Here is a 12,582-nt window from a genome sequence, read left to right on the forward strand (position 1 = left end):
ATCCTCAGCACCGCAACGGCAATGTCTCGCGCCGCGTCGTCTCCCGCCGTGACAAGCGGCCTCGCGTTCTGCCCGTCACCCGCGACAGACACCCACCACCGGATACCGGCATCGGTGTGCGTTGCAGCAAGCCGCACATCGGCAGTCACTGCATCCAGTCCAAGTTGCCCGCCGCCGTCCACAACGATCGAAACCTTCGGTCCTAGGCGCTGCACAAGCCCAGCCTCTTCGAGCGCCGCCCTGATCTGTTCAGCCAGTGGCCGGGGATCGGCGATCTCTTGCGGATCGATGCCGGCCAGCGGCCCGGTCTCGACCGGCACGCCTGTGCGCACCGCGATATCAAGCGCATCGACCTCCGTCGCCAACAGAGGCGCGCTTTGAGGGGTCAACCCGCGTATCTGCAGGCTGCCGCGCGCTGTCACTTCCATGATGCCATTGCCATGCCGCAAAGCGGATTCGGCTATCCCGATCAAAAGCTTCGGCGACAATCCTCCAGAAGATGGGCCTCCCGCGACCGGGTTGAGCCGCACCAGCAGGCCGTCGCCGGTCTGCATCGGCGCCGACAGGGCCGGACAGGCGCCACGACGCGAGAAGGCGTTCATGCCGCCACCCCAAGCGCTTCTGCCTCGGCAATCAGGGCTGTGAGATCGTCGTCGATGGAATTGCGCAGGGGATGCCAGAGACCACGCCGGCGCGCCGACAGGAAGCGCTCGGCGATGACTTTGGCAGCGGCAGGGTTCTCGCGCAGGATGAAAGCGCGGACCATGGGATCGCCGAGATAGGCATCATGCACCGCCTCGATCAGCGTTCCCGATATTGCATGGGTGGTTTCGGCAAAGCCGACCAGCCGGTCAACGGTTTCGGCGAATTCGGAGGCACCGCGCGGGCCGTGGCGCATCTGGCCTGATATGAAGCGTGGATTGACGGCGCGGGCACGCACGACGCGCGATACGGCCTCGCCGACCGAGCGCGGCTTCGGCTTTTGCGGGTCCGTGGTGTCGAGCACGATGACGTCGGCACTCCTGCCGAGCGTTGCCAAAGCGGCCGAAAAGCCGCCGATGAAAGCGACGTCGGCGGAGCCTTCGAGGATGTCGCGGCCGGGGTCGCCGCCGGTGTGGACGAGAAGATCGGCCTCGGCGATGCGGCCCTCGAAGGCGCCGGGCGCGGAGATGCCTTCGCCCTCGGCTCCTCCATAGGCATGCGAGGTGGCGTCGAGATAGGCGCGGCCGATCTCTTCGCGCGCGCCCCAGTTGCCCGAGGACAAAAAATCCTCGACGCCGGCGCCATAGGTGCCGGGCGAGGTACCGAAGATACGCGGGCTGATCTTGCCGTCAGCGCGGGTTTTGGCCGCGAGGGGGTTTTCAGAATCCTCCTCGTCGCGCGCGGCAACCGCGTTGGCGGCGGCATCGACCAGCGCGATCTGGGTAGGGAACATGTCGCGGAACAGGCCTGAAATGCGCCAGGTGACGTCGACGCGCGGCCGGCCGAGTGCGGCGGGAGGCAGCACTTCGATGCCGGTGATGCGGCCGGTCGCCGAATCCCATTGCGGGCGGCAGCCCATCAGCGCCAGGCCTTGCGCGATCTCCTCGCCGCCGGTGCGCAGCGAGGCCGAGCCCCAGAGATCGATGACCAGCGAGCGCGGCCAGTCGCCATGCGACTGCATGTAGCCGCGCACGACTTCCTCTGCCGCTGCCTTGCCCAGATCATAGGCGGTCGGCGTCGGCATGGTGCGCGGGTCCGAGGTGAACAGATTGCGGCCGGTGGGCAAGACGTCGGAACGGCCGCGCGCGGGCGCGCCGGCCGGACCGGCCTTGACGTGGCGGCCATCGAGCGCGGCGAGCAGCGCCGCCTTCTCGGACGCCGCACTTTGGCGGCGCATGGCGTCGGGCTCGTCCTCCGGAGCGCGGCCATAGATATGCAGCCCGTCCTTGATGGCGAAGTCCTTGAGGTCACAGAGCCAGGCGTCGATGCGGCGCAGCGCTTCATCGGGCGCGTCGGTCCTGGCAACGCCAGCTTCGGAGGCGAGGCCGGTCTTTTGCGCGGTGTCGACGATCAGCTTGGCCAGGCGGTCGCGGCGGCGACGGTCGAGCCCGTCGGCCTGGGCATATTCGTCGACCAGCCGCTCGAGCTTGTGCTGATCCTCATCGAGCCCGGCGCCGGTCAGGGGCGGTGGCAGATGGCCAAGGGTGACGGCGGCGATGCGCCGCTTGGCCTGTGCAGCCTCGCCGGGATTGGAGACGATGAAGGGATAGATGACGGGCAAGGGACCGGTGACGATCTCGGGAAAGCAGTTTTCCGACAGCGCTACCGTCTTGCCCGGGAGCCACTCCAGCGTGCCATGCGCGCCGACATGGACAAGCGCGTGGACGCCGAGCGATTTGCGCAGCCATAGGCCGAAGGCCATCAGCGCATGACGTGGGGGAAGCGTTGGGTCGTGGTAGTCGGCGCGGCGGTCGGCGGAGCGGCCACGGTCTGGGGCGAGTGCTACGGTGACGTTGCCGAAGGTCGTGGCGCGGAAGGGGAAGTGGGCGGCGGTCGGTCGCGAAGGTTGGCGCGAGGCGCACAGACCCGTCTCATCTTCCGCTTTGCCCCAAGCGGCTTCGACCGCAGCGATTGCTGCAGTCGGCAACTCTGTCGAGAAGGCAATGTAGCTATCCAAGGTCAATCCAGTATCGCTGGCTTCCAGCAAATCCAGCAACCCACGCGGCGTCTCTGGAATCCCTTCAACGCCATAGCCCTGTTCCCTCAGGTCGTGCAGCATGGCCAGCACGCTGGACGGCACGTCGAGGCCGACCGCATAGCCGGTGCGGCCAGGAGCGCTCGGATAATCCGGAATCAGGATGGCCAGCTTGCGCTCGGCGCGGGGCGTCTCCTGCAGACGGATGAAGGCCGCGACACGGTCCGCGACCTGCGCCACGCGATCCGGCTCCGGCCGGTTGGCGAAGGCGCGGTGGCCAAGCGCTGGATCGGTCTCACTCTCGCCCTTGAAGGAAATGGCGCCGGCGAGGATGCGGCCGTCGAGCTCGGGCAGCACGACATGCATGGCGAGGTCGGCGGGCGCCAGGCCGCGCTGGTTGTTCTCCCAGATGTCGCGGCGGGTTGTGGCGACGATGACCTGGAAGACGGGCACGCCGGCGCGGTCGAACAAGGTTTCGACGCCGGGTTCGGCGCCGGACGCGAAAGCGGTCGCGGTGATGATGGCGGCGGGTTTCAGCGCGGCGAGTGCGGTTTCCACGAACGCCAGCGATGCCGGGTCCTTGAGGCTGGAGACGAAGATGGGGACCGGGGCGATGCCGCGCTGGCTGAGCGCTTCAAAGAGGGCGTCGATGGGCGCGACATCGGCGGCCAGCAGCATCGAGCGGTAGAACAGGATCGGCACGACCTTTCCCTCCCCCTCGAGGGGAGGGTGGCACGCAGGGCCGGGTGGGGTCGGTACGACCGGGCGCGGTGTTTCTTTAGCTCGGCGTGCTCCGGAGAGGACCCCACCCCCGGCCTGCGGCCGGACCCTTCCCTCGAGGGGGAGGGGGACGACGCCGCGGCCGGGTTCGTAGTAGCCAACTTTTGGGACCGCGACCGGCTCGACAGTTTCTGCCTGCGCCCCCGCCAGCCGCGCCAACCGATGCACCAGCGCGCTCATATTCGCCGGGCCGCCCTCGCGGAAATAGTCGAGCAGGCCGTCCAACTCCTCGCGCGGCAGCGTCGAGGCTTCAATCAGCCTTAGGTCTTCGTCGCGGCATTCGCCGGGCAGCAGCGCCAGTTTTATGCCGCGCTCGCGGGCGGTCGAGGCAAGCTGATCGCACCCGTAGCGCCACCAGTCGTAGCCGCCGAGGATGCGCACGAGGATGATTTTGGCGTGACGGGCGACGCTGTCGACCCAGAGGTCGACGGACATGGGGTGGCGCAGGTCACGAAGCGCCGCCAGCCGCATCGAGGGTAGGCGGTGAGCATCGGCCTTCCAGGCCGCCGCCAGTCCGGCAAGATCGCTGTCGGTGAAGGACAGGGCCACGACATCCGCCGGCGTCTGCCGCAGATCGACCGGCTCGGCGAGGTCGTCGAGCGAGGCGGATGTTGTGGTTAGGATGTGCATCGCAACCCGTGTCCGAAATCAGCCGGCAAGTATACGCTCGATCGCCGGGCGATTCAGCCCCTTCAGGCCGATGACGACGAGGCGCGAACGGCGGTCGTCCGTGGCGGTCCAGGCGCGGTCATAGTAGTGGTTGACGCGCGGCCCGACCGCCTGCAGCAAGAGCCGCATCGGCTTGCCGCCGACCTCGACGAATCCCTTCACGCGCAGCACGTTCTCTTCCTCGGCGACGGTGGCGACGCGTTTTGCCAGTTCGTCCGGATTGGCGATCGAGGCAATGTCGACGATGAAGGTGTCGAAGTCGTCATGCTCATGGTTGAAGGCGCCGTCATGATGGGACTTGCGGTTCTCGATGTCGTCCTCGACGGCCAGACCGAGCCCGAGCAGCACGGAGGGATCGACCTTGCCATGCGACGTCGGCACGATCTTCACCGCGCGGGCGGAGTGTTCGTTGATGATGGCGTTGGCGCGGGCGGTGCCGGCGGCGTCCATCAGGTCGCTTTTCGACAGGATGATCAGGTCGGCGCAGGCGATCTGGTCCTCGAACACCTCTTCGACCGGATCGTCGTGATCGAGCGTTTCGTCCTCAGCGCGCTGCGCCTGCAGGGCGTCCATGTCGTTGGCGACGCGGCCTTCGGCCAATGCCGGCCCGTCGACCACGGCAATGACGCCATCGACGGTGACCCGGCTTTTCACGCTCGGCCACTGGAAAGCCTGGACCAGCGGCTTGGGCAGCGCCAGGCCCGAGGTCTCGATCAGGATGTGGTCGACCCTCGGCGTCAGCGCGAGGATCTGGTCGAGCGCCGGGACGAAATCGTCGGCCACGGTGCAGCAGATGCAGCCATTGGCCAGTTCGACGATGTTTTCCTCCGGGCATGTGTCGATGCCGCAGCCCTTCAGTATCTCGCCATCGATGCCGATGTCGCCGAATTCGTTGACGATGATGGCAATACGCTTGCCGCCGGCGTTTTCCAGGAGATGGCGGACCAGCGTCGTCTTGCCGGCGCCGAGGAAGCCGGTGACGACGGTGCAGGGAACACGGGAGAGGTTCGCAGACGAATCTGGAGCGGTCATGGTCAGTCCTTCAGCAGGTCGAGGGGAGGGATGCGGGCAACGAGGCCACGCTTCAGGCTATCGGGACGGCCGCGCCACGGAATCAGGCCGTCCTTCGAGGTGGCGAAGAGTTTGGCTCCGGTGACGAGGTCGGCGCCGCTGGTCGCGGTCAGGTCGCCGAAGACGTAGCTCCAGCAACCGTCGCGCAGGATGGCGGCACTCAGGCGCCGCTTGCAATTGCCAAGGCATTCGACGCTGCGGATGCGGATGTTGTCGCCAGATGCGGCGCGGCGAGTGTCGTCCGCCAGCGATTCGCCGGCGCGGGGATGAGCGTCGGAGCCGGTTTCATCGCGGCAGGAGGCGCAGACGATGACGGTAACGCCGGCCAAGGCATCATCATGGCCGGACGAAACATCCGCTGTGCCAGCCGAAAAACTGCTGTCGTGGTCCAAAAATCGGGCTCCTTGCCCGGAAACCCGCCGGGCGATCGGATTCTACAGTCGCAGACGGCAGGTCTCCTGGCTCGCGGGTCATCGCCTTGGGTAGCCGCCTTCCCGGGAATTCCCAGTGGCTTTCGGCCTTGGCTCTTCGCTTACAGTTGCGGGGACAGCCGCGGATTTGGGATTTTGCCCCGCACCGCATTCCCTCTTAGCCCCTGCCGTTGCGGGCAAGGGACCATCTGGAACCGGATTTAGGCTTTTGCGGGCGGCGGTGTCAACGCGAGCTTACGACACGGCGATGTCGGCCAGCGCCGGGCCCAAATCGCCGGCGGGCGTCACTTCGATGCGCTCGAGACCCAGCCAACCCTGCATCTGCTTCAATTCCTCGAAGAGCTGAGCAGCGGTTTCAGGCGGCGCGCCGGGCTCGGCATAGGCTGCATGGACCCGCAGCACGCTTGCTGGGCGATCGGCCTTGAGATCGACACGCGCCACGATCCTGTCGCCGAGCAGGAACGGCAGGACATAATAGCCGTATTGCCGCTTGTCGGCCGGCGTGTAGATCTCGATGCGGTAGTGGAAGTCGAACAGCCGCTCCGTGCGCGAACGCTCGAAGACGACGGGATCGAACGGCGCCAGCAGGGCGCGGGCCTCGATCTTTCGGGGCAGACGGGCGTCTTTCTGAAGATAGGCTGGCTTGTCCCAACCTTCGACACGCACCGGCAGCAGCTCGCCTGTTTCGACCAGTTCCTCCAGCCGGCCCTTCATGTCGGCCGGCGACAGGCGGAAGTAGTCGCGCAGGTCGCCTGACGTCGCTATGCCATGGGCGCGGGCGGAAATGCGCAGCAATTCGCGGTGCGCATCCTTGGCCGCCGGCACCGGTAGGTCGAGGATCGCCTGCGGCAGCACGCGTTCGGGCAGATCATAGAACCGCTCGAAACCGCGGCGGTGCGCCGTGGTGATGCGGCCGGCCCAGAACAGCCATTCGAAGGCATGCTTGGCATGGCTCCAGCCCCACCAGCCGCCCGAGCCTTTCTGGCCTTCGAGCGCGGAAGCGGCAATCGGGCCGCGATCGGCGACCTGGCGGTAGATCTCTTCGATATAGGCGGCGTGCTCGCGGCCCCATTTGGCAAGCCCCAGATACATTTCATCGCCGCGCTCGGCGCGCTGCATGCGCCAGCGCATCAGCGGATATGTCTCGACCGGCAGGAAGGAGGCCTCGTGCGCCCAGTATTCGAACACCGTGCGCTTGCGCGTCACGGCCGCGTTGTCGAGCAGCGAGAGCGGGTAGGGGCCAAGGCGTGAATAGAGCGGCATATAATGAGCGCGCACCACCGCGCTGACGGAATCGATCTGCAACAGGCCGGTGCGGGAGAGCGTGCGGGCAAGATGCCGGCGGTCGGGGGTACCGGCCGGACGGGGATCGAGGAACCCCTGGGCGGCAAGCGCGATGCGCCGGGCCATGGGGAGCGAGATCTTTTCCTTCATGCAGGCATCACTTTGAAGTGTTTTGGCCGAGGGTCGGATGGGTGATTCCAGCCCATGCTAGCAGGGTTTTGGCGGCAACCATGTCAGGAGAGAAAAGTGGAGTAAAAAACGAAGGAAATCAAACAGGAGCGGATCGGACCAGTTTCCCCGGATATGCCGTCCAGGTTAGTGTTTTGAACAAGGTTTGACTTGCTTCGCTGGAAGTGCTGCGCTAACCCTCGCCGCGTTGCAGCATAGGCCCTTAAAACGGTTCAGCGGTTAAACTGTCACGCTTCCGCATTAGGGTCCGGTGCTGTAATCAACGTGGATTGGCGCCAACGGAAAGCCGAGCATGAACGCACTTCTAAGCTCATACCTGCCCATCGTCCTGTTCATAGGCGTGGCGCTGGTTGTCGGCCTGGCGCTGCTGGCCGCGCCCTTCCTGGTGGCTTACCGCAATCCCGATCCTGAAAAGCTTTCCGCCTACGAGTGCGGTTTCAACTCGTTCGACGACGCCCGCATGAAATTCGACATCCGCTTCTACCTGGTGTCGATCCTGTTCATCATCTTCGACTTGGAAGTGGCCTTCCTGTTTCCGTGGGCGGTGTCGTTCTCGAAGATCGGCATGCTCGGCTTCTGGTCGATGATGGTGTTTCTGGCGGTGCTGACCATCGGCTTTGCCTATGAATGGAAAAAAGGAGCGCTGGAATGGGATTGAACGACAGTTCAGGCACCCTCGTCGCGCCGAAGCCCAAAGGTATCATCGATCCCAACACCGGCAGGCCGGTGGGGGAGGACGATCCGTTCTTCCTCGAGATCAACAATGAGCTGGCCGACAAGGGCTTTCTCGTCACCTCGACCGAGGCGCTTATCACCTGGGCGCGCAGCGGCTCGCTGATGTTCATGACTTTCGGCCTCGCCTGCTGCGCGGTCGAGATGATCCACACTTCGATGCCGCGCTATGACTCGGAGCGCTTCGGTGTCGCGCCGCGCGCGTCTCCGCGCCAGTCGGACATCATGATCGTCGCCGGCACGCTGACCAACAAGATGGCGCCGGCGCTGCGCAAGGTCTACGACCAGATGCCGGAGCCGCGCTACGTCATCTCGATGGGTTCCTGCGCCAATGGCGGCGGCTACTATCACTATTCCTATTCGGTGGTGCGCGGCTGCGACCGCATCGTGCCGGTCGACATCTATGTGCCCGGCTGTCCGCCGAGCGCCGAAGCGCTGCTTTACGGCATTCTTCTCCTGCAGAAGAAGATCCGCCGCACCGGCACGATCGAACGGTAAATCCATGACCGCATCCCTGAGCGAACTGTCGACCTATCTCGGCGAGAAGCTGATCGGCCGCGTGAACGAAGCTGATATCGCCTATGGCGAGCTTACCGTTCATGTCGAGCCGCGCGACCTGGTCGAGGTGATGACCTTCCTGCGCGACGATGCGCGCTGCCAATTCATCTCGATCATCGACGTCTGCGGTGCCGACTATCCGTCGCGGGCCAAGCGTTTCGACGTCGTCTATCACCTCCTGTCGCCGAAGCAGAACGTGCGCATTCGCGTCAAGGTGCAGGCCGACGAGGAAACCATGGTGCCGTCGATCACCGGTGTGTTCCCAGGCGCCGACTGGTTCGAGCGTGAGACCTACGATCTCTATGGCGTGCTGTTCTCGGGCCATCCCGATCTTCGCCGCCTGCTGACCGACTACGGTTTCGAAGGCCATCCTCTGCGCAAGGATTTCCCGCTGACCGGCTTTGTCGAGGTGCGTTACGACGACGAAGCCAAGCGCGTCATCTATGAGCCGGTCGAGCTGAAGCAGGAATTCCGCAATTTCGATTTTCTCTCGCCATGGGAAGGGACGGACTACGTCCTGCCCGGCGACGAAAAAGCCAAGACGAATTGAGGCGCCAGAATGGCTGAAACCTCCGTCCGCAACTTCAACATCAATTTCGGCCCGCAACACCCTGCGGCGCACGGCGTTTTGCGCCTCGTTCTGGAGCTGGACGGCGAAGTCGTCGATCGCGTCGATCCGCATATCGGGCTCTTGCATCGCGGCACCGAAAAGCTGATCGAAGCCAAAACCTATTTGCAGGCGATCCCTTACCTCGACCGGCTCGACTATTGCGCGCCGATGAATCAGGAGCACGCTTTCGCGCTCGCCGCCGAGCGCCTGCTGGGCATCGAAGTGCCGAAGCGCGGCCAGCTGATCCGCGTGCTTTACTGCGAAATCGGCCGCATCATGTCGCATATCCTCAATGTGACGACGCAGGCGATGGATGTCGGCGCGCTGACGCCGCCGCTGTGGGGCTTCGTCGAGCGCGAAAAGCTGATGGTGTTCTATGAGCGCGCCTCCGGTTCGCGCATGCATGCCGCCTATTTCCGCCCCGGTGGTGTCCATCAGGACCTGCCGCAGAAGCTTGTCGAGGATATCGGCAAGTGGATCGACCCGTTCCTGAAGTCGATCGACGACCTCGATCAGTTGCTGACCGGCAACCGCATCTTCAAGCAACGCAATGTCGACATCGGCACCGTTTCGCTGGCCGATGCCTGGGCCTGGGGTTTTTCGGGCGTCATGGTGCGTGGCTCGGGCGCTGCCTGGGACCTGCGCAAGTCGCAACCCTATGAATGCTATTCGGAAATGGATTTCGACATTCCGATCGGCAAGAACGGCGATTGCTTCGACCGTTACCTCGTGCGCATGGAAGAGATGCGCCAGTCGGCGAAGATCATGCGCCAGTGCGTCGACCTTCTGCTCGGCAAGGAAAGCACCGGCCCGGTGTCGAACCTCGACGGCAAGGTGGTGCCGCCGAAGCGCCAGGCGATGAAGCGCTCGATGGAAGCGCTGATCCATCACTTCAAGCTCTACACCGAGGGTTATCGCGTGCCGGCCGGCGAGGTCTATGCGGCGGTCGAAGCGCCGAAAGGCGAGTTCGGCGTCTATCTGGTCTCCGACGGCTCCAACAAGCCCTATCGCTGCAAGCTGCGCGCGCCCGGCTTCGCGCATCTGCAAGCGATGGATTTCCTCTGCCGCGGCCACATGCTGGCCGACGTCACCGCCGTTCTCGGCTCCCTCGACATCGTGTTTGGTGAGGTCGATCGCTAAATGTCAGTCCGCCGTCTCGCAGAAGCAAGCGCCCAGCCAGCATCCTTCGCCTTCAACCGGGCGAATGCCGCGGCTGCGAAGCAATGGATCAAGAAGTACCCGAAGGGCCGTGAGCAGTCGGCCATCATTCCGCTTCTGATGATCGCGCAGGAGCAGGAAGGCTGGGTGACGAAGGCGGCGATCGAGACGATCTCCGACATGCTCGGCATGCCCCGCATCCGCGGCCTAGAGGTCGCGACCTTCTATACGCAGTACCAGTTGAACCCGGTCGGCACGCGTGCGCATATCCAGGTCTGCGGCACCACGCCCTGCATGCTGCGCGGCTCGGAAGCGCTGATGGATGTGTGCCGGTCAAAGATCCATCACGACCAGTTCCACACCAACGACAAGGGCACGCTGTCGTGGGAAGAGGTCGAATGCCTTGGCGCTTGCGTCAACGCGCCGATGGTCATGATCTTTAAAGATACTTTCGAAGACCTCACCCCGGAACGGCTGGCCGAAATCATCGATCTCTACGGCGCCGGCAAGGGTGCTGAGGTCAAGCCCGGACCGCAGGACGGTCGCACCGGCTCGGAGCCGGCCTCCGGCCTCACGAGCCTGAAGAGCGAAAAGGCGATCCTCAAGTCGACCCGCGACAGGGAAGCCAGGGAGGCGGCCAAGGCCGCCAAAGCGGCGCCCGACGCGATCATCGCTGCGCCCGTTCCGGCACCGGCCGCTGCCCCTGTCGCACCGTCCAATGCCAGCAAGCCGAAGACCGATGCTCCCGAAACCAGCCCGGCCCTGAAGACACCGTCAAAGGCCAAGGTTGCGCCGGCTGCGGAAAAGGCGGCGAGCGTTTCGGCGCCGTTGCATTCGGCCGCCAATGCCAACAAGGCGGCGCCTGAGGTCGAGCAGGTTTCCAAGCAGCGCAATGGTCCGAAGACCAAGGCCGAGCCGGCAGCCGCTTTCAAGGCGCCGGAGACCAAGGCGCCAGCCGCGAAAGCTGCCAAGCCGTCGCTGGAAGACAAGAACCGTCCGGCCGGCATCGACAAACCGGCGCTGGTCGACGACCTCAAGCTGATCTCCGGCGTCGGGCCGAAGATCGAGGGCGTCCTGCATTCGCTCGGCATCTACACTTTCGCGCAGGTTGCGTCGTGGAAGAAGGCCGAGCGCGAGTGGGTGGACGGCTATCTCTCATTCCATGGCCGCATCGATCGCGACGATTGGGTCAAGCAGGCCAAGGCGCTCGCCAAGGGTGGCGTCGCCGAATACATCCGCGTCTTCGGCAAGAAGCCGGTCTGAGGGACGAAAAATGCTTCAGGACAAAGACCGCATCTTCACCAACATCTACGGCCTCTTCGACAAGTCGCTGGCCGGCGCGATGGCGCGTGGTGCCTGGGACAACACGCCCGGCATCGTTGCCAAGGGGCGTGAGTGGATCGTCAATGAGATGAAGGCGTCGGGCCTGCGCGGCCGTGGTGGCGCCGGCTTCCCGACGGGGCTCAAATGGTCGTTCATGCCCAAGCAGAGCGACGGCCGGCCGAGCTATCTCGTCATCAATGCCGACGAATCCGAGCCCGGCACCTGCAAGGACCGCGACATCCTGCGCAATGACCCGCACACTTTGGTCGAGGGTGCGCTGCTTGCCGGTTTCGCTATGGGCGCGATTGCCGCCTACATCTATGTGCGCGGCGAGTTCGTCCGTGAGCGCGAGGCGCTGCAGCGCGCCATCGACGAGGCCTATGAGGCCAAGCTGATCGGCAAGAACAATACGTCGGGCTATGATTTCGACATCTACATGCACCACGGCGCCGGCGCCTATATCTGCGGCGAGGAGACAGCACTCCTCGAAAGCCTCGAAGGCAAGAAGGGCCAGCCCAGGCTGAAGCCGCCATTCCCGGCCAATGTCGGCCTCTATGGCTGCCCGACCACCGTCAACAACGTCGAATCGATCGCGGTTGCGCCGACCATCCTGCGCCGCGGTGCAGCCTGGTTCTCGTCCTTCGGCCGGCCCAACAATGTCGGCACCAAGCTGTTTTGCATCTCCGGCCACGTCAACAATCCGTGCACGGTCGAAGAGGCGATGTCGATCCCGTTCCGCGAGCTGATCGAGACGCATTGCGGCGGCATTCGCGGCGGCTGGGACAATCTATTGGCGGTCATTCCGGGCGGCGCTTCGGTGCCGCTTGTGCCGGCCGAGCAGATCATCGACGCACCGATGGATTTCGACGCGCTGCGCGACCTCAAATCCGGCCTTGGCACGGCGGCTGTCATCGTCATGGACAAGTCGACCGATATCGTGAAGGCGATCGCGCGGCTTTCCTATTTCTACAAACATGAGAGCTGCGGCCAGTGCACGCCGTGCCGCGAAGGCACCGGCTGGATGTGGCGGGTGATGGAGCGGCTGGTGCGCGGCGAGGCGCAGAAGCGCGAGATCGACATGCTGCTCGACGTCACCAAAC

At 64.7% G+C, this 12,582-nt stretch carries 9 protein-coding genes, 2 pseudogenes and 1 riboswitch; of the genes and pseudogenes, 6 read left to right on the forward strand and 5 right to left on the reverse strand.

What is annotated here, in order from left to right; translation table 11 throughout:
• The 5 genes and pseudogenes from EN993_RS20860 to EN993_RS20880 form a co-directional block, all read right to left on the reverse strand.
• Positions 1-602, reverse strand: a pseudogene (locus EN993_RS20860) (precorrin-3B synthase); the annotation flags it as partial.
• Complete coding sequence (gene cobN / locus EN993_RS20865; protein WP_127264686.1) at positions 599-4,087, reverse strand: cobaltochelatase subunit CobN; 3,489 nt, start codon at positions 4,085-4,087, stop codon at positions 599-601. The pseudogene EN993_RS20860 and the gene cobN, both read right to left, overlap by 4 nt.
• A gap of 18 nt (positions 4,088-4,105) precedes the next feature.
• The gene (cobW, locus tag EN993_RS20870) at positions 4,106-5,158 is read right to left on the reverse strand and encodes a cobalamin biosynthesis protein CobW (RefSeq protein WP_127264687.1); all 1,053 of its coding nucleotides are present in this window, start codon (positions 5,156-5,158) and stop codon (positions 4,106-4,108) included.
• Positions 5,159-5,160: 2 nt separating this feature from the next.
• Positions 5,161-5,589, reverse strand: coding sequence for a DUF1636 family protein (locus EN993_RS20875; protein WP_126069461.1), 429 nt, complete (start codon positions 5,587-5,589; stop codon positions 5,161-5,163).
• 38 nt (positions 5,590-5,627) lie between these two features.
• Positions 5,628-5,832: riboswitch (cobalamin riboswitch) on the reverse strand.
• Between the two features lie 30 nt (positions 5,833-5,862).
• Positions 5,863-7,062, reverse strand: a complete 1,200-nt coding sequence (locus tag EN993_RS20880) for a winged helix-turn-helix domain-containing protein (RefSeq protein WP_127264688.1) — start codon at positions 7,060-7,062, stop codon at positions 5,863-5,865.
• A gap of 331 nt (positions 7,063-7,393) precedes the next feature.
• On the opposite strand from EN993_RS20880, the gene EN993_RS20885 reads away from it, so the two are divergent.
• From EN993_RS20885 to nuoF, 6 genes and pseudogenes are all read left to right on the forward strand, one after another.
• Positions 7,394-7,759, forward strand: coding sequence for an NADH-quinone oxidoreductase subunit A (locus EN993_RS20885; protein WP_010910112.1), 366 nt, complete (start codon positions 7,394-7,396; stop codon positions 7,757-7,759).
• On the forward strand, positions 7,750-8,331 hold the full coding sequence (locus EN993_RS20890; RefSeq protein WP_013531090.1) for an NADH-quinone oxidoreductase subunit B: 582 nt from the start codon (positions 7,750-7,752) through the stop codon (positions 8,329-8,331). The genes EN993_RS20885 and EN993_RS20890 overlap by 10 nt, the downstream gene beginning before the upstream one ends.
• A gap of 4 nt (positions 8,332-8,335) precedes the next feature.
• On the forward strand, positions 8,336-8,941 hold the full coding sequence (locus EN993_RS20895; protein WP_109667985.1) for an NADH-quinone oxidoreductase subunit C: 606 nt from the start codon (positions 8,336-8,338) through the stop codon (positions 8,939-8,941).
• Positions 8,942-8,950: 9 nt separating this feature from the next.
• The gene (locus EN993_RS20900; protein ID WP_109667984.1) at positions 8,951-10,141 is read left to right on the forward strand and encodes an NADH-quinone oxidoreductase subunit D; all 1,191 of its coding nucleotides are present in this window, start codon (positions 8,951-8,953) and stop codon (positions 10,139-10,141) included.
• Complete coding sequence (locus tag EN993_RS20905; protein WP_109667982.1) at positions 10,142-11,422, forward strand: NADH-quinone oxidoreductase subunit E; 1,281 nt, start codon at positions 10,142-10,144, stop codon at positions 11,420-11,422. It begins immediately after the preceding gene.
• Positions 11,423-11,489: 67 nt separating this feature from the next.
• A pseudogene (gene nuoF / locus EN993_RS20910) lies at positions 11,490-12,582 on the forward strand (NADH-quinone oxidoreductase subunit NuoF); the annotation flags it as partial.

Origin of the sequence: Mesorhizobium sp. M7D.F.Ca.US.004.01.2.1 (assembly GCF_003997785.1) — a bacterium.
In the GTDB taxonomy this organism is placed as follows: Bacteria; Pseudomonadota; Alphaproteobacteria; order Rhizobiales; family Rhizobiaceae; genus Mesorhizobium; species Mesorhizobium loti.

What these genes read in the sequence shown, in the direction of transcription:
- cobN (WP_127264686.1), bottom strand. Translation starts at nt 4,087, where the DNA reads ATGCACATCCTAACCACAACATCCGCCTCGCTCGACGACCTCGCCGAG.
- cobW (WP_127264687.1), bottom strand. Translation starts at nt 5,158, where the DNA reads ATGACCGCTCCAGATTCGTCTGCGAACCTCTCCCGTGTTCCCTGCACC.
- EN993_RS20880 (WP_127264688.1), bottom strand. Translation starts at nt 7,062, where the DNA reads ATGAAGGAAAAGATCTCGCTCCCCATGGCCCGGCGCATCGCGCTTGCC.
- EN993_RS20885 (WP_010910112.1), top strand. Translation starts at nt 7,394, where the DNA reads ATGAACGCACTTCTAAGCTCATACCTGCCCATCGTCCTGTTCATAGGC.
- EN993_RS20890 (WP_013531090.1), top strand. Translation starts at nt 7,750, where the DNA reads ATGGGATTGAACGACAGTTCAGGCACCCTCGTCGCGCCGAAGCCCAAA.
- EN993_RS20895 (WP_109667985.1), top strand. Translation starts at nt 8,336, where the DNA reads ATGACCGCATCCCTGAGCGAACTGTCGACCTATCTCGGCGAGAAGCTG.
- EN993_RS20900 (WP_109667984.1), top strand. Translation starts at nt 8,951, where the DNA reads ATGGCTGAAACCTCCGTCCGCAACTTCAACATCAATTTCGGCCCGCAA.
- EN993_RS20905 (WP_109667982.1), top strand. Translation starts at nt 10,142, where the DNA reads ATGTCAGTCCGCCGTCTCGCAGAAGCAAGCGCCCAGCCAGCATCCTTC.